We start from the raw sequence: 25495 nt of genomic DNA, 5'->3' as shown, positions 1-25495 counted from the left end.
TGTCAATCGGAAGAGGGCACTCCCGTCACAATCCCCCGTCCATGTGTCCCTATATAGACCCTGCCATACTCCTGCATATCCCCACAGATATGCAGAACCAACCCGTATTGATGAGCATCATCGTTAATACGCATCCAGGAAACGGCAGCATCGTCTGAGCGGAAAAAGCCGTACTGACCGTTGACAACGCCAATCAGATAAAGGGCCGGATAGTTACTGCCCGGCTTTGCCTTGCCAAAACCGAAGGCATAGATAGTACGGACTTTGTCCAGCGCACGAAAATCAAATCCCGTACGGGTAGTGGAATGGTACAGGCCATCGTAAGCGGCAATCCACAAATCTCCCTCACGACCGGGAGTCGAATAAATACGGTCTTGCCCTCCGCGCGGGTCACCCCTGCGATTCGTCAGAGAGGCATTACCCCGCCGGAGTGTTTTTACAGCCAGTTGCAGAGTATCGGTATGGAAGGTCGCCCCGCCATCTTCGCTGCTGTATAGAAGTCCGGCAACAGCATCCACGGCATAAAAACGTTTGGGATTCACTTTGTCGGCTATGACACGGATATTCTCCGGCAGGCCTTGACAAGACATCCACGAATTCCCTTTGTCGCGGGTCAGAAAAGCGGTGGAACGGTCGGGTGTCCAAATCCAGGAAGAGCCGTCGGCCGAAACGGCAATATGCCCGTTGCGCGCCTTCTCTACGGGAACAGTAGCACACATGTTCCAACTCCTGCCTCCGTCTTCTGAATAGGAGATGGTACGTGCACCCGGCTGGTGGCCGAACAAAGTTCCCACTCTGACTATCAAATCCTGCTTCAACCAGGCACCCGTCACTCCATTCGTATTACCGAAATGAGGATTGGCATGACTACCCAACGGATCGGGCCGATTGAGGTCGAAATGCGTAAAGCCACCATAGTCACCGATACCGGAAATCAGGCGCGCGCCTTTTTCGGGAGCATAAAGTTCGAGAGGCACGGTCTCTTCAATACCGGCAGACATGATGCTCCATTTCACCGGTTCCCCGCGTTCCACGGCCGATAGATTGAAAGTTTCCCAACCACCGAAACCAGTGGTAAACATGGCATGTTCAGCATCGGCTGGGTCTATCTCAATGTCGAACATCCAGTGCAGGGGCGCCACCTCTGTATAGGGAGCTTTAGAATAATCATACTCATATCCCGTCTTGAAAATCGGTTTCCAGCTTTTGCCACCGTCGGTCGTACGGAACATCTCATCACTCTTATAACCGTGTTTGCCTCCCAAGCTGTGTGTACTGGCAATCAGATGTTTCAGATTACGGGCATCCACTGATACGGCTGCATAGCCAAATCCCGCTTTTCCGCCATCGGACAGTCGGACGGGCGAAATGTCCGTCCATTTGTCTTTACGTATATCGTACTTCCAAACTCCACCGTCCTCCATCTGACTCGGACCGGGAGTATCTCCGTACGTCAATACTAATTGGCCGTCACCGGTCAAAACCATATGTGTGGGACGATACTGCACCGGCTGCCCCTCAACCGGCTGCCAGCTTTCACCATAGTCGTGGCTCACGAACAGATTTTCCCTTCCCATCAATGAAGCCGCCACATAAATGTCACGGGTACCACGCCCATCTTGAGTACCTTGTACATCGTAGACTATGCAGACAATGCCACTACCGCGATTCCCCCATGCAGCACGGTCGGCAGGATTGAACTTCTCGGAGACATCCGGGAAAGACACCACCCGTGCCCAGCTCTGCCCCTTATCCATACTGCGCCACAAACCATGCAAACGGGTTCCCATATAAATGATATTCCCATTCTGCGGGTCCACCATCATCCGTTCCCCATTACCACGCCCGTTCTCGTTGCCGCCCATCGTAAAGGGCACATCGACACGGGCAAAGGTTCTGCCGCCATCATAAGAACAAAGTATGGCCCCATTGGAGCTACTGGTATACGTACCGCAGGCAATATACACGTTCTGCGGATTCTGCGGGTCGATGGCAATGCTCTCCACCCCCTGCAGATTACTTTCATCCAGACTTATCTAGTCCAGCAAGGGCGTCCACTGGTTGGAAGCAGCGTCCCACCGGTAGGCTCCTCCCATATCGGTGCGGCAATAACGGACACCAGGAGCTTCTGGGTGAAAAACGATACCGTCCACAAAGCCTCCTCCCACTATCGGTACGCTCTTCCATTCGTAAGAAACGGAATTCACCGAAGATATATCTTGAGCAAGCATCGGCATGCCGCCCAGTATCAAACTTATTCCTGCTAAAAACAACTGTCTTTTCATAAGCATCAGGGTTCTAAAACAAACGTTCTTGATATTTCCTTCAAAGATAAGAATATTTCATTGATATTTCAGACTGAAACATTTGTGGCAGTGCACATACAATCCTAACAACCAACGTTTTAATAAAAACAAGAAACTAAATCAAGCCATAAAAAGATTAAAACGGCACCCATCGCAGTTCTTCCCTCCAACAGTTTTTTGTAACAACAATGCAACATATATGACACAAAAACACAACACGTATGTCCGAACTTTGTCGCCGACAAATCATTCGACAACAACAGATTATGAAAAAAAGTGCATTGACAGTACTGATTGCCCTGCTGCCGTTGGCCGCAATTGCCCAAACGCCCTCCATCAATGAGGACGGAAAAAAGATTGAAAAGGAGAAAATGGAAACCAAAGACTACCTGCCGGAAGTCCACGGAACCATCCGCGCCAAATACGAATATCAGACCACCATGGGTGCAGGACGTTTCGAAGTACGCAATGCCCGCGTCAGCGTGACGGGCAACGTATTGCCCAGCGTAGCCTACAAAGCCGAGATAGACCTCTCCGACGAAGGCCAAATCAAGATGCTGGATGCCTACGCCCGGCTTTTCCCGACAAAAGGACTGACAGTCACCGCCGGACAAATGCGCGTCCCCTTCACCATCGACGCCCACCGCTCGCCGCACCAGCAATACTTCCCCAACCGCTCGTTCATCGCCAAGCAAGTGGGCAATGTACGGGACGTGGGATTCACAGTAGGATATACCCTGCCTACCGATGTACCTATCACCGTGGAAGGAGGACTTTTCAACGGTTCTGGACTGACCAACCAGAAAGAATGGCACAAGGAAGTGAACTACTCCGCCAAAGCCCGGTTTCTCTTCACCAAAGGACTGAACCTGACACTAAGCGTGCAGAGTATCCAACCGGAAGAAGTACGCATGCAGTCCTATGACATCGGCGCTTACTACGAAACCGGCCGTTTCCATATCGAAGGCGAATACTTGTACAAGCAATATTCCGACAACGCTTTCAAAGATGTACACGCTGTCAACACCTTCATCAACTACGATCTGCCGTTACGGAAAGTATTCAACAAAATGTCTTTCCTGCTGCGCTACGACATGATGACCGACCAGAGCGACGCCAAAACCGCCGATGAAGAAACCGGCAGATTGACGGTGACCGACTACAAACGCCAACGCCTAACGGGCGGCATCACCTTCAGCCTCAGCAAAGCATTCCGCACAGACCTCCGGTTGAATTACGAGAAATACTTCTATGCCAAAAACAGCATAGCGAAGGAGTCGGAACAAGACAAAGTAGTATTGGAATTGATGGTACGCTTCTGATATTTCTTGGCTTCCCCTTGTTTCTTTCATTCCAAAAATGTATATTTGGAATAAATTATTCCGAGCTATGGCAAATCCAATCATACCCGGTATACCGCAGACTGAACAAGACTTATTGTATAGTAAACTGAATGCATACAATCAAGGGAGAGCCTCTTATAAGGAAGTAGGGGCCTATCTTATCGTACTGCCCCGGCCTGAGTATCTCCAATATACTTTGTGGATTTACTCTCCACTGCCCGGGAGACAGTCCATCTTCTACATTTGCGACCTTTCCACCGACATTCACGAAACGTTGCGGATGGCAAGCACGCTATGCTTCTACTCACCGCGCAGCCTGCTGCTTGTGGAGTACAATGCCAAAAGAATGCAGAGCAAAGGGGACGACATTATCTCCATAGGCAAATACCACGGACATTTCCTGCACGAAATTCTCCGTATAGACCCTGCCTATCTTACGTGGATAGCCTTCAAATTCCAGCCACGCATCCCCAAGCAGGAACGTTTCGTACAGATTGCCAAGATTTACCATTCAGTCCACCTCGACATACAACGAAGAAAAACGTACCAAACCACCGGCGGACGTTTTCTGGGGAAGGAAGGCGAAAAAGTGGAGAACCTGACGCTGACGGTGTTCAGCGTGCGACTGGAGGACAACCCCTACAAGACGCAGCTCAAAGGGACCACTCCTTATTTCTATGTACGCCAAGTGTTGAAACTGAAAGACTCCATCGGCAACTTCGTCAGCATCCGGCTGAATGCACGCACGGCAAGCCGGAAATCATGCCAGCTGCCCGCCGTGGAACATGCCTACCAGATGGGAGAAGTAATGAAGATAGCATCGGCACGCATCGCGCGTACCTATATAATAGGAAGTACGAAATACACCCGATTGACACATGTAAAGTTACACGTCCCTACCGGGTAAAAGATTTTCTATCAGATACGAACCACACGCTGCATACGGCTGCTTTCCCAGGCTGCCTCAATCAAGCGGATGACTCCGACCACCTCGCGGGCATCGCTCTGCAAAGGTTCGCCGTGACAAATATGCCGATAGATATTCTCGTAAAAAGCTGCATAATCACCGGGAAGGCTTGGATAAGGTTCATGCACGATTCTACCGCCCTTTTCCGTATGAAGTATCCCCCAAGAGGATTTGTCCTCCTCGCCCCAGTGCGGAGTGACGGGCAATACGCCTTCGTTCAAGGCGGCTTCCTGCGGGTCGAAACCATATTTCACGTAAGAACCTTCCCTGCCGTGGAGGACGAAACGGGGTTCGCTCGCACACATCAGATAGCTGGATTTCAGCGTTATCTTTACTTCGGGTGCCTTTGAGGGGCGTAGCAAATGAATGATGAAGTAGTCGTCTACCTTGCTGTCCTTGCGCAACGTGGCAATATCTGCAAAGACGGCTTCGGGCATACCGAACAGCTGCACAGCCTGGTCTATGACGTGGGCGCCCAGGTTATAGGTCAAGCCACCGCCATCTTGTCCGGTTTCCTTCCAAGTATTCGGCTTGATAAAATTACGATAACGGGGGAAGGTGGATTCAAACTCCACCAGATGTCCCAGCAGGCCTTTGGACAGTATTTCCTTGACCGTCAGAAAATCGCCGTCCCACCGGCGATTCTGGTAAACGCTCAAGGTCAGCCCCCGGCTTGCGGCAAGTGCCACCAGCTCCTCAGCTTCTGCCACGGTGGTAGTGAAAGGCTTCTCCACAACCACATGCTTGCCAGCTTCGAGGGCGCGGCGGGCATACTCATAATGAGTGCTGTCCGGTGTGTTGATGACAACCAAATCCAACCCTTCCAGTCCGATAAGTTCCTCAAAACTCCGCACAATACAAGCGTCGGGATACTTTTCCCGGGAGAGTTCCTTACTGCGCTCCGTAACGGCAGTCAATTCAAAATGAGGGTTGGTGGAGATGAAGGGAGCATGGAAAACACGTCCCGACATTCCGTAAGCGGCTAATCCAGTTCTTATTTTGTCCATATGATATTCTTTTTTCTTTCCTGCAAAATTAATAAATCCAATGCTATAATTCAATGAACGGAGAGTGATAAAGTTTCAGCTGGGCAAGAAAGCTAAAATTCACAAACGAACGGTTCTTCGTTCAGAGATAGAGATTTTCGACCAAGGCGTGACGGATGTCCATAAAGCCAAATCATCTAATGTGGCCGGATAAGGGTATTCCTCCTTTAAGTCTGCTTCCAGAGCTTTCAACATGATGTAGTCCATCCCCTGATGATGGCTATCAACTTCCAGTGCCTTCCTACCCCACTGTTGCCAATAGGAATGTTCATAGCAGTCTATATAAGTACGGTCCGCCTCCCAAGTCTCATCGGGACTGCTCCCTTCTATATATATAAGCCGTCTGTCTCCCTGCCAGATTCCTTTCGTGCCTTGTATCTCGAAGTCCAAACTGCGCGGACGGGGCAAGGTGGTGTCGTGGGTCAGCGAGAGAAGGATGCCGTTTTCCGTTTCCAACTGAGTGATGACAACATCTCCCGTCCGTATCTCTACATCTGTATTTCCACCGAGGTCTTTGATACGCTGCAACATGCCCGCCGGTTTGGAGGCGAATGAGGTAAGACTTCTAATCCGGTCTTTCCGGTTGATGCCCGCAATCATGCAAAGGGGAGCCAGACCATGGGTGGGATAAAGGTCACCGTTCTCCTCTTGATAGAACTTGCTACGCCAGACGCTTTCCGTCTTTTCCCGATTACCGATATTGCCCGCATCGTCCAGCAACAAGTGCCGCAGGTCGTGCCGATAGCCACCTCGCATGTAGACAATCTCTCCCAACAGACCTGATTCCACTATATTGAGAATGGAAAGGTTTTCGCGCATAAAAAGTGTATTCTCCAAAGGATATACGCGGCAGCCATGCTGCTCTGCCAGTTCCATCAAAGGAGTATATTCATCAATATAGAGCCCTCCCTTAATCTCCAACGCCACGTGGCACCCGTGCTCCACACATAGCAAGGCATGCTGCACATGGTATTGCCAGGGAGAGGCGATAAACACCAATTCCGGATGATGCTCCTTCAGCATGTCAAGGCAGGCATCCTCCCCTTGGTTATAGCAAGGGATACCGGATATTTCCGACGACTTCACACCCGGGTCGGCAACTGCCTGAACCTGAAAGAAAGGTATATTCTGCAATAATCTAAACAGTTGTTTGCCACGGTATCCCACACCGATAAAAGCAGTCCTCACCTTATCCATCTTCCTATTTCTCTAATTTTACCAACTCTACAACTTTATGGGTTGCATCTATGCGATAGGACAACTGCGGAGTAATGCTACATAGCAACGACAGAAATTCATTCAGGCTTTCATCGCGCAAAGTCGCTTTGAAACTGAGCTGATGCAACTCCGGCGCTATCTGGAAGCGATAACCGAAATGCCGGGACAATTCTTCTTTCTTATTTTCCAGAGTATGCCCCTCAAAAACAATCTCCTTATGTTCCCATGCGTATATCTGGTTCAACGAACGCTTCTCTATCTTGTAAGTTCCGGAGCGGTTGTCATAGACAAAACTTTCCCCGGGTACCAACACCGCATTCTCGACAATACCTTCCACATCAATCTCCACCTTTCCATTTTTCAAGGTCACAATGTCCTCGGCTTCTTCCGCATAGGAAGAGACATTGAAATTCGTTCCCAGAACGCGGATGTCATAGTGACGGGTATGTACATAAAACGGTTTACCATTTTTATGCTTCACATCGAATATCGCTTCTCCCTCCAGCTGTACACCGCGTGCTTTCCGCCACCCCCCCAATGAATAGGTCAGTTTGGAACAAGCGTTCAGCAACACCGTAGAGCCATCTGGCAGCACAGTCCTGGCCTGCTGTCCTACTTCTGTTTCCAGAGTAACCAGCTCCACAGATGAACTGATACCAGAGTAATAAGCATTGGCCTGCCAGCCCACGAAGGCAACGACCACGACAACAGCGGCGTAAAGGAAGAAACGCCTCCATGACACATTCTTCTTTTTTGGAGGTGTGCCCGCCTGCTGTGACAGACCGGTTCTCTGAGCAAACTTCTGCCACTCGTGTTCCGTATCCGCTTCCTTGCAATCATTCTCATAATTGAGATATACATAAGAGTCCTTCAGCGAGAAAAGGAAGTCCTGATTCTCCTTCTTTTCCTTCACCCAAGCTATCAACTGCCGGGTTTCTTCCTCCGTCAGTTCATTCTTCAGGTATTTTATAAAATAATCTTCGTTTATCATCATCACATCGTTATTTAAACAAATCTTTGACAAATAGCAGAATTAATACGGGCAGATAATCACCCAATGATTTCTTAATTAGTTTGAGTCCGCGGTAAAGTTGGTTCTCAACGGTACGCACAGACAGATTCAGCACTCCGGCTATCTCGTCGCTACGCATTCCTTGGTTCCGATTCATTCTGAAAATGGTTTGGCACTGCTTGGGCAGCTTGTCAAGCGCTTCCAGATACCTCTTATTCAAATCCTTGAAATAAAGATCATTCAAAATATTATGCTCAGCCGTATAACTGGCAAGTTCTAGTTCCCGCAGGGTCATCGTCTCTATTTTAGAAAAGTTATTCAGTATGGTATCCCGGCGGATTTGTTTCACGCAGAGATTCTTCATAATGCGGAACAGGTAAGCACTGATGGCTTCGGGAGCATCAATATGAGTACGATGTTCCCAGAAGGCGATAAAGCACTCCTGGACAATGTCCTTTGCCTTGTCACTGTCATGCAACAATCCGTAGCAAAAGACGTACATCCTGGGATGGTACTTTTTGTACAACCACTCAAAAGAAGCGGCATCCCCCTGCTGTATTTTGGAAAAGAGAATATGTTCTTCCATGTATCCCCTCCTTTTCAAGTATAGTTATTCATAGGCATAACAATATGAACCAGATTATCAAAACGGGTTAATAAAAAAGGGACCAGAACATTAAAGAGCGTCCAAATATAAAGGTTTCCATATCATCTGCCAAAAAAAAGGAGTTTTTTAACGAGGTGCAGGAACAATATTCATCATGAATGTTAATAAATGTTTTATTTCTATTTTCAAATGAGTAATTCTATATTTGCCGGACTCTTTAATTAATAAAGGCCTTAAAACATTAAAGAGAAAAATTATTATTAACTAAAATCTAATTCATTATGGGAACATACTGGTCACAGAATGCCCTGACAAGATGTCCAAAAGGACTTTGTCTTCTATTACTGCTTATTGCAGGCATATTCCCTCTTGCTTCTCATGCACAGAATGCAGGTATCAACATCAACCTGACCGACAAACCTCTATCCGCATTCATTCAAAGCATTGAACAGCAGACAGACTTTAAATTCTTCTATGAACAACAACAAGTAGACGTGAAACAGCATGTCACTGTAAATGTACGGAATGCATCCATCAACGCCGCCCTGGAACAAGCTTTGAGGAATACGAATATTGCCTATTCAATCTCCGAAAAACGAATTCTTCTAACCCAAAAACAAGATAACGCCCCGTCGCAGTCTGGTAAGGTCATACTTGCCAAAGGACAAGTGACGGACAAGAACAGTATCCCCGTCATCGGTGCAAACATTCTTGTCAAAGGCAGTACTCTAGGATGCATTACCGACATAGACGGTAATTATTCACTGGAAGTACCTACCGGAAGCACACTCGTTGTCTCTTATATAGGGTACACTACCCAGGAAGTGACCTTAAAGAACAACAAGTTCCAGCAGATTGTGCTGGAGGAGGACAGCAAAATGTTGGATGACGTGGTAGTGGTAGGATACGGTACGGTCAAGAAACGCGACTTGACGGGCTCTGTGTCCAGTGTAAAAGGAGACGACCTAAACTTGAACGGCGTATCTTCCATCGGACATGCACTCGAAGGTAAGGCTGCCGGACTCTATATCCGCCAGAACAGCGCACAGCCCGGTGGCGGTCTGGACATTCTGGTCCGCGGTGCCGGTTCCGTCAATGCCAGCAATGACCCGCTCTATATCGTAGACGGTTTCCCCATCGCTAAGCTGGACCAAGCCTCGGGTGGAGATGCCAAAATGGACCCGGGTACACAAGGAATCCTAAACTTCCTGAATCCGAACGATGTAGAATCCATCGAAGTGCTGAAAGATGCCAGTGCCACTTCCATCTACGGTGCACGTGCTGCCAACGGTGTCGTTATCATCACCACCAAAAGAGGTAAGGAGGGGAAAGCCCGTGTGAACTACTCATACAACTACTCTTTCCAGAAATACACAGACAATTATGACCTCTTGTCTCTGCAAGAATGGATGGTAGAAAAGAACAGCACCACCTGGGAATCCTGGTTATGGAACAACAACGTGTCCCCTTGGGGAAACAGAACGCTGGAAGAAGCACAAGCCAATCCTGCCAACGGAGTGGCATACAGCCGACCTTACTCGGACAATGACATTGCAGGCGCCGGCCCCGGAACCGACTGGTTAGGACTGATTACACGCGACGGACAGATACAGGAACACAACGTCAACCTGCAAGGTGGTAGTGAAAGTACGCAATACATGGTGTCGTTCAACTATTACGACCACCAGGGTATCGTCAAGAATTCCGGTATGACTCGTTATACTGCCAAAGCAAACATTGACCAGAAGTTTCTGAACATCTTCAAGGCAGGTCTGAACCTTACATTGACCCGCATCGACAACGACAACACTCAGTTAGGTTCCGGGCAATTCGAAAACTCCGGTATCATTCGCTCTGCCATACAGATGGGTCCCAATATCCAGGCGTATGACGAAGCAACCGGTACGTATCCCATCAACCCCTTACTGGGACAACAGCCCAACCCCTACTCCTTGCTGAACAATACGGACAAAGGACGTACTGACCGCCTCTTGGGTAATATCTTCATCGAAGCAAAACCCATCGCAGGACTGACACTGCGCGTCAACGCCGGTTTGGACCACGCCAATGTGGACCGCAAAACCTACCAGCCCCGCAGCACGCTGAACGGAAAGAATCTGAATGGTGTAGCCTACATCTACAATACCGACAACAACCAGTATCTGATGGAAGCAACTGCCACCTATCAGCGCACTTTCGCAGATATCCACAGCATCAACCTGCTGGCAGGCACCTCTTACGAAAAATTCAATTATGACGCATCGGAACTGGGCAACAACAATTTCATCACAGATGCATTCCTCTGGAACAACATGGATGCCGGTACAGGTACCAAAATCACCAAATCCACCTCTACCGAGAATAAGATGATGTCCTACTTCTTCCGTGCCGGATACATTCTGAAGAACCGCTATCTGCTGACAGCTACACTGCGTGCCGACGGTGCCAGCGTATTTGCCAAGAACAACAAATGGGGATATTTCCCATCGGTTGCAGCTGGATGGACCATGAGCGAAGAAAACTTTATGCGCAACATTGACTGGCTATCCAACCTCAAACTGCGTCTCAGCTGGGGACAGACCGGTAATGCAGACATCAGTACCAATGCCTTTGCCAGCTACGGAGCACAAGGCAGCTGGATAAACTCCGACTACAAAACGGTAAGCGGCGTCATGAAAAGCCGCCTTGAAAATCCAGACTTGAAATGGGAAACGACAACTGAATGGAATCTCGGACTGGACTTCGGCTTCTTGAAGAGTCGCATCACTGGTTCTGTGGAACTCTACCAGAGAGTGATTTCGGACCTGCTGAACTACAAGCCCCTGAATACCTATCAGGAGGTGAAGCAAGTAATGGCAAACATCGGCAAGACGCAGAGCCGTGGTATCGAAGTCACCTTGAATACCCGCAACATTGTCACCAAAGACTTCTTCTGGGAAACATCACTGACGTATACCAAATACAAAGATCGCTGGAAAGAACGCACTCCGGACTGGAAACCGAACGTATATGAGAAAGAGACAGACCCGATACGAGCCATCTACTCCCGCCGTGCCGACCATATCATGCAGATAGGTGAAGAAGCTCCTACCGCACAGCCGGACCTGCGTCCGGGACAGATTGTCATCAAGGACCTCGACGGCTATGTACGCGATGAAAACGGCAACCCGAAAGTGGATGAGAACGGTCGCTTCATGCTGCTGGGACGCCCCGACGGCATCATAGACGAAGCCGACACCGAACTTATCGGTACGTTGGACCCGGGCTGGATGGCAAGTATGACCAATACATTCAAGTACAAAGGTTTCGACCTCAATATCATGTTCAACGGTATGTTCGACCGCATCATGCAGGACCCCACTGAAATGGATTTCGGCGTAAACGGCGGTGGAATCGCCCAAAGCGGCTACAACATGTTGCGAACCATCAAAGACAGATGGACCTTCGACAATCCGTCGACCACACGTCCCAGCTCTTACTACATCACCGGAACTAACTATACGGCAGGAGACTTCTTCTACCAGAAAGCCTGGTTCATCCGTCTGCAGAACATCAGCCTGGGATATACACTGCCCAAGTCTTTACTGGCAAAAACTAAGGTGCTGAGTAATGTACGTTTCCATGCTTCCGTCAACAACCTGTTTGTCATCACTCCCTATAAAGGCCTTGACCCCGAAACAGATGCTTATGCGGCAGCCTATCCCAATGCACGTACCTTCAGCTTCGGTGTAGATGTTTCATTCTAATCATTTATAAAAAGTATTCTTATGAAAAAGTACTGTAAACTATTTATATTGGCAGCAGCTCTGATGGGAGGCTTGTCTCTGAACAGCTGCATAGACCTTGACCCCATAGACTATTCCGACATCAATCCGTCCAATTTTCCACAAACGGAAACAGACGTTGAGTCGATGGTCAACTCATGCTACTACTCTGTACGCTCCAGCTGGTTCGACGGGCTCTTCTCAACCAGTGAACGCGGAGTAACCGTAGTAAACGACCTTACCACAGAAATTCTAACCTGCAAATCCGGTTTCCTGAAAGACGTATCCGACCTTAACTTTTTCCCAACCACCGCCGACCTTACCCGCTTCTACTACACAGATACAGATGCATACAGCGACGGTTGGCTCAATGACATCAGCCGCTGCACCTCCGTACTGGCACAGATTGAAGCATGCGACTTCCTGAGCACGGAGAAGAAACAACGCTACGCTGCGGAAATAAGATGTGCCCGCGGACTCATTTCCTATACCTTGTACGACATGTTCGGTCCACTGGTCATAGCTCCGCTGGAAGTACTGGAAAATCCCACAGTGGAAAAGCCGCTGGCACGCCTTTCCAAAGAGGAAATGGTAAAGTTCATAGAAGAAGACCTGATCTTTGCAGCTAGCTACCTGCCCACCCCAGCAGAAGCCGAATACGGCAGATTCAGCCAGGGACTTGCCAATATGCTCCTCATCAGGCTCTATCTGCACGAGAGCCCAGACGACAAGAGTTACTACACAAAAGTAGAAACGATTGCCCGCGAACTGATGAGTTCGTCTTACGGTTACCGCTTGTCTGCAGACTATACGAAGATGTTTGAGATAGGTGGACAAGGTAAGAGCAATACGGAAATAATATGGGCAATCCCCGTCAACACGGAAGCAGTAAGCTGGAATGACTGGCACATGTTCGTACTGCCCACCGACTTTGCAGACCATGGTATGGCAAGTGGATACGAATGCGTGAACAGCACCTGGTATTTCTATGACAGCTTTGAGGAAAATGACGTCCGTAAGACTTATCTGGTGACTTCTTACCAGGCTCAAAACGGTGACATCGTAGATCGTGAGAACCCCAGTTCACACCTTGAGTTAGGTCCTATTCCATTGAAATACGGCTACGACACCAACGTCACTGGCAATGGAGGCAAAAGTTCTATCGACCCGATTATCTACCGTCTGGCAGATGTGTATCTGACACTGGCAGAAGCGCTCTATCTGAAACCCGGCTCATCTGCTGCGGATAAGGAAGAAGCGATGACCCACATCAACACCATCCGCAACAGAGCCGGACTGGATGGTATCAGCAACAGTGAGGTCAATACGGAAGAAAAGTTCGTGGAAATACTACTGAAGGAAAGAAGCCATGAACTATGGTGTGAGAACGGACAATACCGTGCCGACTTGATTCGCTTTAACAAGTTCGTGGAACATGCCGAAACGGTAAAAGGTACGGCCTATGCCAACAAGAACAAGGAATTATATCCGTTACCACTCTCGGCCATCAACGACGGTAAGGGATTGGTTACACAGAATCCCGGTTATTAATATCCATTGCTCCTCGTCCCCATTCAGGAGATTGGGGAATCATTTAAATACAATATCCTATGAAAACAAGATATACTTTTCACACAGTATTACTGATAGCCCTATTGCTTGGCGGCCTCTTCCATTTCTCCGCCTGCACCTCTGACTCAAAGAGAGCCGAAACACAGATAAGTGTCTCCACACCCCCCCGCCCTGCCGGACAGACCGATGTAGTGGGGCTGACCTGCGAACCTATCGAAACCGTGCGCATCGGATTTATCGGTCTGGGCGCCCGGGGTACCGAAGCCATCCGCCGCTTCACCTATCAAAAAGGAATCCAGGTAAAGGCTCTGTGCGACTTGAACCAGTTCCGAGTGGACAGCTGCCAAAACATGCTGAGTCGCGCCAACATGCCCGAAGCAACCACCTACTACGGCAGTGAAGATGTCTGGAAACAAGTGTGCGAACGCGATGACATAGACCTTATCTATATAGCCACCGACTGGATACACCATGCTCCCATGATGATTTATGCTATGGAGCACGGAAAACACGTGGCTTGCGAAGTACCCGCCGCCATGACACTGGATGAAATTTGGAAAGTGATAGACACCGCAGAACGTACCCGCAAACACTGCATGATGCTGGAAAACTGTGTCTATGACTTCTTTGAGATTACCACCCTGAACATGGCGCAGCAGGGTCTTTTCGGAAATATCACCCATGTGAAAGGAGCATACAACCATTGTCTATACGATATCTGGCCGGACTATAATGCCGACTGGCGCATGCAGTACAACATGGCCCACCGGGGAGACGTATACCCCACTCATGGAATGGGTCCGGCATGCCAGTTGCTGGACATTCACCGGGGCGACCGTATGAAGTATCTGGTGGCCATGGACAGCGATCCCGTTTCCCTTCCCGATTACCTGGATAAGCACGGAAGGACCGAAGATGCCAAGAACTTCCAGAACGGAGAAGTCACACTTACCTTGATACGTACAGAAAAAGGTAAAACCATCCAGATTGAGCACAACGTGGCCTCCCCCCGCCCTTACAGCCGTTTGTACCAATTATCCGGAACACAAGGATTTGCCGATAAATATCCGATGGAAGGATATGCTCTGGAAAGTAAGAACCTTCCAGAAACCATCACCAGCGGGCAGACCTTCACTGCCCACGAATACATGCCCGAAGCTGCCAAAAGCAGACTGATGGAGCAATACAAGGACCCCATCATCAAGGACATGGAAGAAAGAGCTAAGGAAGTGGGTGGACATGGCGGAATGGACTTCATCATGGATTCACGCCTCATCTACTGCTTGCACAACGGTCTGCCGCTGGATATGGACGTCTACGACCTTGCCGAGTGGTGCTCACTCATCCCGCTGACCAAACTCTCCATCGAGAATGGTTCGGTTCCCGTAGAAGTGCCCGACTTCACACGGGGAGCATGGAACAAGATACAAGGCTATCGACACGCTTTCGCCCAATAAGAAAAAAGCCATTTTATGAAACCGACCTTTTTATCTCATTTCTTAACACCCATACTGTTGTTCTGCGGGGTAGCTACGCTACCCCTGCAGGCACAGTCCTATAAAGACCCCACACTCTCGCCCGAGGAACGTACCACCGACCTTCTCCGACGGATGACACTGGAAGAGAAAATCGCCCAAATACGCCACATTCACTCCTGGAATATCTTTGACGAGCAAGACCTCAACGAAACCAAGTTGCAAGAATTCGTAGGTGACTTGTGCTGGGGATTTGTAGAAGGATTCCCGCTGACTGGAGAAAGCTGCCACCGGCACATGCGGCGCATACAAGAATATATGGTGAAGCATACCCGGCTCGGAATTCCGGTCTTCACAGTTGCCGAAGCCTTGCACGGTTCGGTACACGAAGGCTCCACCATCTACCCGCAGAACATCGCACTGGCTTCCACTTTCAATCCGGAGCTGGCCTACCGTCGTGCCGCAGAGATATCCAAAGAACTGCATTATCAAGGCATCCGTCAGATTCTGGCACCATGCATAGACGTGGTGCGCGATTTAAGATGGGGGCGTGTAGAAGAGAGTTACGGCGAAGACCCTTTCCTGAATGGCATCTTCGCTTATGAAGAGGCAAAAGGCTATCTGGACAACGGAATATCCCCTATGCTGAAACATTATGGTCCGCATGGCAACCCGTTGGGAGGTCTCAACCTTGCCTCGGTCCATTGCGGTGTGGGAGAACTGCATGATGTCTATCTCCAACCGTTCAAACGGGTTGTCACCTCCCTGCCGATACACGCTGTGATGTCCACCTACAATTCATGGAACCGTGTCCCCAACTCCTCCTCACACTATCTGCTCACCGAGGTCCTGCGCAACCGCTGGGGCTTTCAAGGGTATATATATTCTGACTGGGGAGCCATAGACATGCTACACACCTTCCAGCGTACCGCCTCCAACCAAGCGGAAGCAGCGGTGCAAGCCATTGTTGCCGGATTGGACGTAGAAGCCTCCAGCGAATGTTTCCCACATCTGGCTGCACTGGTCAAGGAGAAAAAAGTAGATGACGGGATTATCGACAAGGCAGTGAGCAGGGTTCTTCTTGCCAAATTCCGTATGGGATTGTTCGAGGACCCTTATGGAGACAGATTTGCAGGACACTCCTTGCACTCGCAGGAGAATATCCAGGTAGCGCGACAGATAGCCGATGAATCTACCGTCCTTTTGAAGAATGACAAGGACCTGCTACCGCTAAACCTATCTCAGTTGAAATCCATTGCTGTCATCGGACCGAACGCAGACCAGGTGCAGTTTGGAGATTATACTTGGAGCCGTACCAACCAAGATGGCATCACCCCGCTGGAAGGCATACGCAAGCAGGTGGAACCGGTCGGCATAAAGATACGTTATGCCAAAGGATGCAACATGATGTCCATGGATACCACGCAAATTGCGGCGGCTGTTGAAGCGGCACGGCAGAGCGATGCAGCTATTCTGTTCTGCGGCAGCGCTAGCGCCTCGCTGGCAAGGGATTACCACGAAACCAACTGCGGAGAGGGCTTCGACCTTACCGACCTTTCTCTGACAGGTGCCCAAGGGAAGTTGATACAAGCCGTCCATGCCACCGGGAAACCGGTCGTGCTGGTCTTGGTTACGGGAAAGCCTTTCGCCATCGCATGGGAAAAGGAGCATATACCCGCCATCCTTGTACAATGGTATGCAGGAGAGCAGGAAGGCAGCTCCATCGCCGATATTCTGTTCGGAAAGACAAATCCTTCCGGCCATCTGACCGTCTCGTTCCCCAAAAGCAGCGGACATCTGCCTGCCTATTACAACCACTTGCCTACGGACCGGGGATTCTATCATAAACCGGGAAGTTATGAACAGCCCGGTCGGGACTATGTATTCTCCTCTCCCGGTCCCTTATGGGCCTTCGGGCACGGACTGACCTATACAACCTTTGAGTATGCGGATTTGCAGATAGAACAAACAACGGATTCGGTAAAAGTCCTTGTAACAGTGAAAAACACCGGAACACGGGCGGGTAAAGCCGTACCGCAACTCTACGTAAGGGATGTGTTTAGCTCCATATCCACCCCGGTCAGGCAGTTGAAAGCGTTTCAGAAAGTAGAGCTGAAACCCGATGAAGAAGTTCAAGTCCCCCTGCACTTTGCCATCGAAGATTTAGCCTTTACTAACGAAAACGGACAGACGGCAGTAGAACCTGGTAACTTTGAGATACAAATGGGAGATGCTTCAGACCATATCTTGTTGAAAGACATCATCGGTATAGGAAAGACCTCTGCCGATGGGCACCAAACAGAACAAAGACAAGCCGGAAAAGAAATAGGTAAAGGAACCATTATATCCATCAAAGGCATGGTGCGCGATGTGCAGGCCACTCCGGCAGACAGAGTGGAAATCTACTCTACCGCACAGCAACGGGTGGTGGGTGTCACTGATAAAAGCGGCAGATATACCATAGAGGTACCGGAAGATGATATACTTGTTTTCCGCAAATCCGGATATCTAAACGAGGAGGTCAACGTGGCTGGAAAGAGCAGCATTCTGATTACAATCAGAAACGGAACAGACCTTTAGCCGTGAACGTGAAAGAGTAAGGGAGAAGAATCAAAAGACAATAGGTATTCATGCACGAGATGTACATCTCATCCTGTACGAGATATACATCTCACGCAGCATAAGATGTGCATCTCGTACATGAAAAACAATAATGTTTCTATCGGGAAAGTATAGGTTCCCACCCATTATGGGATAAGGCTCTCCATTTCAGTCTATTCCGTCACCAACGGACGCTTACGCCAATCGTCCTTCACATAGCTGTCGGGGTAGACCGTCTTATCAATGATTTCACCACCTTTCAGACGAATCCAGGTGGTGAAAGTACGGGCGCCTTCCTTCATCACAATGACACGTGCACCGTTGGGAAGGTGGTTGTACTCAGTATTGCCACCTGTGAAGCGGCCGTAGGCCAGAAGGATTCCTTTCCACATCACGGCATAGTCGTTGTCATGGTCGTGCCCGACAAACATACCCATCACATCACCGGCCTCTTTCATGGCAGTGAACATGCCCGTATTCAGTTCCGGAGCGCAAGCCTTTTCCATGCGGGTACCTATCAGTATGGCGTTCTCGTCAGAAGCGGCTTCATTATATTCCGGCAGAGGGATATGAAAGAATGCCAGTGCAGGCAAAGGTTGCCCACCGTTTTTTGCTTTATAAGCGGCACTCTGCTGGCGGTACCAGTTCACCTGGTCGAAAGTGAGCCAGTCGTACCCTTTTACATCGGGCAGTTTGGAGTAGGAATGGGAATCCAGACAGTAAAGCAGGGCTGCATCCTTCTTGCCGTCCGAGGATTTCAGTGTGAGGACATAGTCGGGAGATTCTACTCCGCCACGGTCGGGCTGGATATTGAAAGGCATGGAACGGATAACGTCATAAAGCTCAGCACGTGTTTTTCCCTGCTCGTTGTCGTGGTTGCCAAAGGTTACGACAAAAGGAATCTTACGGTCCGTAGCATAGGAAAGCACCTTGCGCATGGCTGTATCGGCAGGTGCGGCATAAACCATATCGCCGGTAAAGACTACTAAATCGGGGCACTCAGCATCAAGCACCTCGCCAATACGCTTCAAAGCAATATCCGAAGCCGGATTGCCATACTTGAAGTGGATGTCTGTAAACTGGACGATTTTAAACTCTCCGTTCTTGTTGAACTGCAAAGGCGATACTTGTGCCGGGCAGAACAAGGAGGATAAAAGTGTCAGACAAAAGGCCAAAGAGATTTTCTTCATATAAGTGGATGATTAAATTGAGTTGATATTATTATTCCTTTACTATCAATACAGTGGCATAGGCGGATATACCTTCCTCTCTGCCCGTAAAGCCAAGTTTCTCCGTGGTGGTGGCCTTGATGGAGATGGCATCCTCATCTATTCCCATCACCGCGGCAAGCGTACGCTGCATTTCGGGAATATAGGCCTTCAACTTAGGCCGCTCAGCGCAGATGGTGGCATCAATGTTACCTACCGAATAGCCTTTGGTAGCTATCAATTCTATTGTTTTCTTTAGCAGAATCTTGCTGTCTATGTTCTTAAACTCACCGGCAGTATCAGGAAAATGATAGCCGATGTCACGCATATTCGCCGCTCCCAGCAATGCGTCACAGATAGTATGGATGAGCACGTCCGCATCCGAGTGCCCCAACAATCCCTTTTCATGTTCCAAGCGAATACCGCCTAGCCAAAGCTCGCGCCCTGCCACCAGCTGGTGGACGTCAAAGCCAAAACCTACACGTATCTTCATATCGTTGCTTCTTTAAGTTGACACGAAAGTACGGAATTTATATCTGAAAAGAAAAATTTTCATCTTCTTTTAAATGAAAAAAGGAACTGCCAAGCCATCCAAATGATATATTTCAGTTGAATAGCGTAAGCAATTCCTTTAAAAACAAATTATTCTTAAAATCTAATACCTATTGTTTTTTACCTACTTCTTTACGCTAAATTTATAAATACAAGTATGAGTATATTTTTCTTCCGGAGACAAATAAGTTGAAGGGAAATTCACATGATTAGGACTATCCGGGAACTTTTGGGTTTCCAAAGCTAAGGCCTCTCTATATTTTATAGTTTCACCATATTTACCTTTCACCTCACCATTAAAAAAATTCCCACTATAAAACTGTAACCCGGGCTGGTCAGTATACACCTCCATCAAACGCCCACTTTGCGGTTCGTACAAAGAAGCTATCAATCTTACTTTCGCCTCAGTTCTCTTCAGCACCCAATTATGATCATACCCCAAACCATTCCGTAACTGCTCATCCTCCATATTTATCCTGCTTCCTATCACTACTGGATTACGAAAATCAAACGGAGTTCCATCTACCGAGACAATCTCTCCTGTAGGAATCAATAAGCTATCAACCAAGGTTATGCTATCAGCATTAATGGTCAAGATATGGTCAGTAATCGTTCCACCAGACTCACCTTTCAAATTAAAAAAGGCATGATTAGACAAGTTTACAACCGTCGGCTTATCCGTAGTAGCTTCATATATAATTTTAAATTCATTTTCAGATGTCACAGAGTAACGAACCTTAATATTAAGCGTACCAGGAAATCCTTCCTCATTATCCGGTGAAACGTATGAAAAATCAATGGACTTATCAGAAATCCTATCAACATTCCATACTCTCATATCTAATCCTTTCAATCCTCCATGAAGGGTTTGTCCATTATTATTAAGAGGCAATTGATATTGTACACTGTCTATCATAAACCTTCCTTTTGAAATACGATTGGCATATCTTCCTACAATAGAACCCAAGAAACGTTCCCCTTCATTATTCAAATAGCGATCTATATTTTCATAACCTACAGCTACATCTGCATACTCTCCATCTTTATCAGCCGTCCAAATAGAAACAACCCGTAACCCCAAATTAGTGACTTGTACAACAAGTCCATTACCAGAGTCTATCGTATACAATGAAACAAGTTTACCATTCACCTCCTTTTCAAAAGCAGATGCGTTTAACAACGAAATTTTCCCACTGTCTTTTGGAACACATGAAAACAGAGACAGAAGCATTATAAAAGTAAACAAATATCCCTTCATATTCTTTCTTTGCTATAAATTTATTCAAATTCGCGACCCTACCTAAATAGAAGAGGCTCTAATTGCCTCCATAATATTGGCAGGAGGCCGTTTATTATTTAATTCGTTTTTCATGAAATTCATATACGGAGCCACATAATCAAAAAATTGATAATATCCTTTACATAAATAATTTAACCCAGACTCACCCAATTCAGTTTTACAAAACCGGTTCTTTGGACATTCACCATTACAAGCAAATAAGAATTTACAGTTTTTACATTGTCTTGGTAAAGACCTATACTTGTTTTGTCCAAATTCCAATTGCTTCTCTCCATAAAACATCTCTATCAATGTTTTTGAATAAATATTTCCTAATTTATACTGAGGGAACACAAAATGGTCACATGAATACACATCACCATTAAACTCCATTACCCCTGCATGCCCGCACGTTTTTCCCATTGTGCATATGCCTGGATTTTCACCGACCCAATTCGCCAAAGTTGCGTCAAATAACTGTATGTAATACTCACCGACATCATTATGCACCCATTCCTCAAAAATAGTACATAAGAAATTTCCCCATTGTTCAGGCGTAACAGAAAATTCCATCAATTCAGGAGTATCCTCTCCAATTGTAGCCAATAGGCGTCCGTCATTATGCCTAAAAATACGTTCGACAATAGGAGTAAACTGTATATAACGACATCCTATCTCTTTAAAGAAATTATAAAACTCCAACGGATAGTCTGCGTTGAGATTATTAACAACAGCCATAGCATTCCAATCAACCCCATATTTATTCAATAAATGGATTCCCTTCATCACCTTCACAAAAGAGGGTTGTCCCTGCTTATTCCTTCGATATCTGTCATGAAACTCTTGAGGGCCATCAATAGACACCCCTACAAGCCAATCATTCTTTTTTAAAAATTCGCACCATTCGTCAGTCAACAATGTACCATTAGTCTGTATGCAATTGCTAATTGTTCTTCCGTGAGCATACTTCTGCTGCAACTCCATAGCCCTCTTATAAAAAGCAAGGGGACGCATCAATGTTTCTCCTCCATGCCACGTGAAAAGAATCTGAGGCATAGTTTGAGAATTGATATATTCCTCAATAAACTTCTCTAATAGCTTGTCATTCATTACATGTTTCGGCTCATCTTTATACAATTTAGACTTTTCCAAATAATAACAATAACTACAAGCTAGATTGCATACAGCACCAACCGGTTTAAGCATTACATACAACGGATGGGCAAATGGTGCGAAAATTGCCATATCTTCTACAACTAAAATAAAATATTACACAAATAAATATACAAGCTCAATGAAACAAATAATTGTGTTCATTTCTCCTAAAACGATAACGCTGGCGTGGTATTGGCAAAGGGTCATGCGTTGAAATATCCCATCTCAAAAGTTCCTCTATCATTTCATTTTTTACTTTATTAAATTTCTTGTCAGAAAACAAATTATTCAGTTCTGAAGGATCCGCTTTGAGATTATAAAGTTGACCATTAGCATTCATATCATAAACCAGTTTCCAATCCCCCTTCCGGAGCATGCGCATCGTTCCACTTTGTGTCCATGTATTAAGTTCATCAAAAAATAATCCCTTTTTACCTACTGCCCCCTCTTCCCTATAGTCCGTGGCATCCACCTTCGTATAATACATTCCGCCAAATCCATCTTGAGCCATGACGCTTCTGAATTCTTGTTCCGGATATTCTTTCCCTTGTAAGAGCGGCCAAAGACTACGTCCCTGCACTCCCATTGGAATTTCAGCTCCTATTATTTCACAAATAGTAGGAAAAATATCAATAATACTCACATGAGCATTGTGAGGAATAGCAGATGCTTTAATACCAGGACCAGTCCACTGCATAGGAATACGCGTAAGAACATCATCAAGTCCTACCCCTTTTTTCATTAAACCGTATTCGCCTACATAGTCACCATGATCTGCAACAAATATAATTATCGTATTATCATATACTCCGTTTTTCTTCAGTTCCCCGACAAAGCGTGACAATTGGTCATCTATCATACGCAACATTCCGTGATAATTTGAACGTAAGCGCTGCAGATTTTCCCTATATCCGACATGCCCTTGTGCCATCATTTCGGCTAATAATTGATATTCCTCGCCTTTAGTATTTAAATCTTTGGCTGAACTTCCCATTTCAGGAAGTGATTCTGGAGGAAACATTGAATAATAGGGCTCGCAAACTTGATAAGGATTATGAGGCTCAGCAATCGAAAACCACATCAGAAAAGGTTTATCCTTATGCGAATCAATCCAATGACAAGCATCATCTACCATCCGATAAGGCAACTGCGCTTCTACTCCATAAGGGGATGGTTCCATACTGGCATACATATCCAGAGTTCCCAAATACCGGTCAAAAGCCTTTCCTTTCTCACTCTTGTTCCTTGACTCCTGTCCACCGTGATTATACGGACTCCAATAATCCACCCGGTCAGCAGTAAGATGTGAGTGATTTTTTCCAACCATAGCAGTGGTGTATCCTTTTTCTTTAGCTACATCAAAAAGATCCTTTGTATAGTAGGCATCTTTTATATTATGATTGGACTTAACATGGGTCGCACTCGGAAATCTTCCGGTCAACATTGAAACACGTGCCGGACCACTGGCTGGAGCAGAGGTATAAGCACAGTCAAACCATGTACCATTTTTGGCCAGATTATCGGCAAAAGGCATCGTGTTCAGCGGATATCCTTCCCGTTGTAACAAATCAACACGCAATTGATCTGCCATAATAATGATGATATTGGGCTCCTTCGTTACTTCCTGTGCAGAGATAGAAGATAAAACTGAAACTGAAACTGAAACTCCTGCCAAGATTTTCTGCCTAACATTACTTTGCATAATCAAATATAGTTATTATTCAATACAAATTATTTCACAAGTGTTTTATTATTTAGGAGAAGGAACAACCATACAGCGTTTCGCCCATTCTTCATATTGTTTTTGCATCTTCGCTAACCTATCTGGATATTTGTCAGCAACATTGTGCATTTCGGTTCTGTCCTCATTAAGATTATACAGTTCCCACTGTGCTTTGTTACCTGGCTGAATTATTTTCCATCCGTCTTTAGCAATAAGAGCTTTTTCATTGAAATGTTCGAAGCCCAAATATTCATGTCCCTTCCTTTTACTACCCTTTAAAATAGGAACAAGACTCTTACCTTCCAACGGAAGAATTGAATTGCCTTGATATTTTTTTGGATATTTGGCCTTTGCCAAGTCAATGCACGTAGCCATTATATCTATTACATGTCCCGGCTGATTTGTAATTCCCCCTTTTCCTTTATTTATACCTTTGGGCCAGAAGGCTATCAAAGGTGTATTGATTCCTCCCTCATAAGATTTCGCTTTCCAAAAACGGAACGGCGTATTAGCAACATTAGCCCATATCGGCCCGATAGATGCATAAGAAAGCTCGGAACCCGGCAAAACTTCTTTCTTACGAGGATAAATAATCTTTTCTCCAATGCGAGTCATATCCGGACGGTCATTCTCTCCTTCGCTGTAGTTTTGACAAACCTCACTACTACAACCATTATCGGACAAAAACAAAATCAATGTATTGTCTAATTGATTATTCTTCTCTAAAGCATCTATCAGTTCACCAATTCCCTGATCCATTCTATCCACCATGGCAGCATGTACAGCCATTGCTCTTGCATCCCATTCTTTAGTCGGATTATCTTCCCATTTTTTAGGACTTTGACGAGTAGTCAGAAAATTATCTGCACCTGAAAATATACCCAGTTCTTTCATTCTCTCATAACGTTTCTCCCTAATAGCGTCCCATCCTACTTTATAAGTATTCTCATATTTTTTTATATCCTCAGGAAGAGCATGCAACGGCCAATGAGGAGCGGTATACGACAGATAAAGAAAAAAAGGTTTATCTGCATTCGCATATCTATTTACATAAGATACAGCACTATCAGACAAGGCACGTGTTATATAATAATCTTTAGGTACATTTCTTACCGGAATGTCACCATTGACTAAACTGAATGGATCAAAATAATTTGCAACGCCATAAATAATCCCATAAAAATCATCGAATCCACGATTAACCGGGTAACATGCCTTATCGGCAAAATCTTCATGGTACACATGATGAGCAAGCCATTCACGCTGGTCAGACTTCAATGGAGTTTCAGCGATATGCCATTTACCTACCATTCCTGTTTGGTAACCAGCCTCTTTCAGAACCTCTGCTATAGTAACTCCATTCTCTGTCAATTGTCCTCTATACCCCGGCAAGTTATCATTAAATGTCATCCGTCCGATACCCGCTTGATGAGGATACAATCCAGTAAGTAAAGATGCCCGCGTAGGACAACTACGACTTGCATTATAAAAACTATTGAATCTTATCCCTTCTTGTGCCAACTTATCCAAGTTGGGGGTCTGAATTTCTCCTCCATAACACCCCATATCAGAGTAGCCTAAATCATCGGCAAGAATTACTATTATATTCGGACGGTTATCCTGCTGGGCATAAGCATACATGGAAGTCAATGTTAAAGCCCCGAAAG

General features: G+C 46.7%; 18 protein-coding genes. 6 read left to right on the top strand and 12 right to left on the bottom strand.

Annotated features, from left to right (window positions below; all coding sequences use genetic code 11):
* Positions 1-2: 2 nt before the first annotated feature.
* Together DWY55_RS13720 and DWY55_RS22370 are read right to left on the bottom strand one after the other, a co-directional pair.
* Entirely contained in the window at positions 3-2006 is a 2004-nt protein-coding gene (locus tag DWY55_RS13720; protein ID WP_243633664.1) for an exo-alpha-sialidase, read from the bottom strand.
* 30 nt (positions 2007-2036) lie between these two features.
* Positions 2037-2285, bottom strand: coding sequence for a hypothetical protein (locus DWY55_RS22370; RefSeq protein ID WP_243633663.1), 249 nt, complete (start codon positions 2283-2285; stop codon positions 2037-2039).
* Positions 2286-2572: 287 nt separating this feature from the next.
* Between DWY55_RS22370 and DWY55_RS13715 the strand changes: the two genes are divergently transcribed.
* Both DWY55_RS13715 and DWY55_RS13710 read left to right on the top strand, forming a co-directional pair.
* On the top strand, positions 2573-3628 hold the full coding sequence (locus DWY55_RS13715; protein WP_057097603.1) for a porin: 1056 nt from the start codon (positions 2573-2575) through the stop codon (positions 3626-3628).
* Between the two features lie 67 nt (positions 3629-3695).
* Positions 3696-4556 carry a hypothetical protein gene (locus DWY55_RS13710; RefSeq protein ID WP_117879001.1) on the top strand — a complete coding sequence of 287 codons (861 nt, stop codon included), beginning with the start codon at positions 3696-3698 and terminating at the stop codon, positions 4554-4556.
* Positions 4557-4567: 11 nt separating this feature from the next.
* Here the strand turns inward: DWY55_RS13710 and DWY55_RS13705 are convergent, their stop codons facing one another.
* From DWY55_RS13705 to DWY55_RS13690, 4 genes are all read right to left on the bottom strand, one after another.
* Complete coding sequence (locus tag DWY55_RS13705) at positions 4568-5623, bottom strand: Gfo/Idh/MocA family oxidoreductase (protein WP_117879000.1); 1056 nt, start codon at positions 5621-5623, stop codon at positions 4568-4570.
* Positions 5624-5722: 99 nt separating this feature from the next.
* Positions 5723-6859: a Gfo/Idh/MocA family protein gene (locus DWY55_RS13700; protein ID WP_005829678.1), complete on the bottom strand. Its 1137-nt coding sequence runs from the start codon at positions 6857-6859 to the stop codon at positions 5723-5725.
* Between the two features lie 4 nt (positions 6860-6863).
* Entirely contained in the window at positions 6864-7874 is a 1011-nt protein-coding gene (locus tag DWY55_RS13695; protein WP_005829676.1) for a FecR family protein, read from the bottom strand.
* A 7-nt stretch (positions 7875-7881) separates the two neighbouring features.
* Complete coding sequence (locus tag DWY55_RS13690; protein WP_005829674.1) at positions 7882-8478, bottom strand: RNA polymerase sigma-70 factor; 597 nt, start codon at positions 8476-8478, stop codon at positions 7882-7884.
* Between the two features lie 302 nt (positions 8479-8780).
* On the opposite strand from DWY55_RS13690, the gene DWY55_RS13685 reads away from it, so the two are divergent.
* From DWY55_RS13685 to DWY55_RS13670, 4 genes are read left to right on the top strand one after another with little or no spacing between them, the layout of a single operon-like run.
* Positions 8781-12245 carry a TonB-dependent receptor gene (locus DWY55_RS13685; protein WP_117681583.1) on the top strand — a complete coding sequence of 1155 codons (3465 nt, stop codon included), beginning with the start codon at positions 8781-8783 and terminating at the stop codon, positions 12243-12245.
* A 21-nt stretch (positions 12246-12266) separates the two neighbouring features.
* Positions 12267-13814 (top strand): RagB/SusD family nutrient uptake outer membrane protein, encoded by a 1548-nt coding sequence (locus DWY55_RS13680; protein ID WP_057253866.1) that lies wholly within the window; start codon positions 12267-12269, stop codon positions 13812-13814.
* Between the two features lie 59 nt (positions 13815-13873).
* Positions 13874-15292 carry a Gfo/Idh/MocA family protein gene (locus tag DWY55_RS13675; protein ID WP_005829667.1) on the top strand — a complete coding sequence of 473 codons (1419 nt, stop codon included), beginning with the start codon at positions 13874-13876 and terminating at the stop codon, positions 15290-15292.
* 15 nt (positions 15293-15307) lie between these two features.
* Entirely contained in the window at positions 15308-17890 is a 2583-nt protein-coding gene (locus DWY55_RS13670) for a glycoside hydrolase family 3 C-terminal domain-containing protein (RefSeq protein ID WP_117878999.1), read from the top strand.
* A 194-nt stretch (positions 17891-18084) separates the two neighbouring features.
* Here DWY55_RS13670 and DWY55_RS13665 read toward each other — a convergent pair whose 3' ends face one another.
* From DWY55_RS13665 to DWY55_RS13640, 6 genes are all read right to left on the bottom strand, one after another.
* Positions 18085-19101 (bottom strand): metallophosphoesterase family protein, encoded by a 1017-nt coding sequence (locus DWY55_RS13665; protein WP_117878998.1) that lies wholly within the window; start codon positions 19099-19101, stop codon positions 18085-18087.
* A 31-nt stretch (positions 19102-19132) separates the two neighbouring features.
* Positions 19133-19612, bottom strand: coding sequence for a 2-C-methyl-D-erythritol 2,4-cyclodiphosphate synthase (gene ispF, locus DWY55_RS13660; RefSeq protein ID WP_005829658.1), 480 nt, complete (start codon positions 19610-19612; stop codon positions 19133-19135).
* 183 nt (positions 19613-19795) lie between these two features.
* Entirely contained in the window at positions 19796-20929 is a 1134-nt protein-coding gene (locus tag DWY55_RS13655; RefSeq protein ID WP_005829656.1) for an aldose epimerase family protein, read from the bottom strand.
* A gap of 42 nt (positions 20930-20971) precedes the next feature.
* Positions 20972-22195 (bottom strand): anaerobic sulfatase-maturation protein, encoded by a 1224-nt coding sequence (locus DWY55_RS13650; RefSeq protein ID WP_005829655.1) that lies wholly within the window; start codon positions 22193-22195, stop codon positions 20972-20974.
* 46 nt (positions 22196-22241) lie between these two features.
* A complete protein-coding gene (locus DWY55_RS13645; protein WP_005829653.1) occupies positions 22242-23807 on the bottom strand; it encodes a sulfatase in 1566 nt (521 codons plus the stop codon).
* Positions 23808-23855: 48 nt separating this feature from the next.
* The gene (locus tag DWY55_RS13640) at positions 23856-25469 is read right to left on the bottom strand and encodes an arylsulfatase (RefSeq protein WP_172679948.1); all 1614 of its coding nucleotides are present in this window, start codon (positions 25467-25469) and stop codon (positions 23856-23858) included.
* Between the last annotated feature and the right edge of the window lie 26 nt (positions 25470-25495).

Origin of the sequence: Bacteroides sp. AF25-38AC, assembly GCF_003602995.1 — a bacterium.
Lineage (GTDB): Bacteria > Bacteroidota > Bacteroidia > Bacteroidales > Bacteroidaceae > Bacteroides > Bacteroides uniformis.
This window is presented reverse-complemented; position numbering and strand designations above follow the sequence as displayed.

Bases quoted from the DNA above. Each gene is read 5' to 3' on its own strand.
- DWY55_RS13670 (WP_117878999.1), top strand. From the start codon at position 15,308: ATGAAACCGACCTTTTTATCTCATTTCTTAACACCCATACTGTTGTTC.
- DWY55_RS13690 (WP_005829674.1), bottom strand. From the start codon at position 8,478: ATGGAAGAACATATTCTCTTTTCCAAAATACAGCAGGGGGATGCCGCT.
- DWY55_RS13675 (WP_005829667.1), top strand. From the start codon at position 13,874: ATGAAAACAAGATATACTTTTCACACAGTATTACTGATAGCCCTATTG.
- DWY55_RS13640 (WP_172679948.1), bottom strand. From the start codon at position 25,469: ATGTATGCTTATGCCCAGCAGGATAACCGTCCGAATATAATAGTAATT.
- DWY55_RS13695 (WP_005829676.1), bottom strand. From the start codon at position 7,874: ATGATGATAAACGAAGATTATTTTATAAAATACCTGAAGAATGAACTG.
- DWY55_RS13685 (WP_117681583.1), top strand. From the start codon at position 8,781: ATGGGAACATACTGGTCACAGAATGCCCTGACAAGATGTCCAAAAGGA.
- DWY55_RS13650 (WP_005829655.1), bottom strand. From the start codon at position 22,195: ATGGCAATTTTCGCACCATTTGCCCATCCGTTGTATGTAATGCTTAAA.
- DWY55_RS13705 (WP_117879000.1), bottom strand. From the start codon at position 5,623: ATGGACAAAATAAGAACTGGATTAGCCGCTTACGGAATGTCGGGACGT.
- DWY55_RS13710 (WP_117879001.1), top strand. From the start codon at position 3,696: ATGGCAAATCCAATCATACCCGGTATACCGCAGACTGAACAAGACTTA.
- DWY55_RS22370 (WP_243633663.1), bottom strand. From the start codon at position 2,285: ATGAAAAGACAGTTGTTTTTAGCAGGAATAAGTTTGATACTGGGCGGC.
- DWY55_RS13665 (WP_117878998.1), bottom strand. From the start codon at position 19,101: ATGAAGAAAATCTCTTTGGCCTTTTGTCTGACACTTTTATCCTCCTTG.
- DWY55_RS13700 (WP_005829678.1), bottom strand. From the start codon at position 6,859: ATGGATAAGGTGAGGACTGCTTTTATCGGTGTGGGATACCGTGGCAAA.
- ispF (WP_005829658.1), bottom strand. From the start codon at position 19,612: ATGAAGATACGTGTAGGTTTTGGCTTTGACGTCCACCAGCTGGTGGCA.
- DWY55_RS13655 (WP_005829656.1), bottom strand. From the start codon at position 20,929: ATGAAGGGATATTTGTTTACTTTTATAATGCTTCTGTCTCTGTTTTCA.
- DWY55_RS13715 (WP_057097603.1), top strand. From the start codon at position 2,573: ATGAAAAAAAGTGCATTGACAGTACTGATTGCCCTGCTGCCGTTGGCC.
- DWY55_RS13680 (WP_057253866.1), top strand. From the start codon at position 12,267: ATGAAAAAGTACTGTAAACTATTTATATTGGCAGCAGCTCTGATGGGA.
- DWY55_RS13645 (WP_005829653.1), bottom strand. From the start codon at position 23,807: ATGCAAAGTAATGTTAGGCAGAAAATCTTGGCAGGAGTTTCAGTTTCA.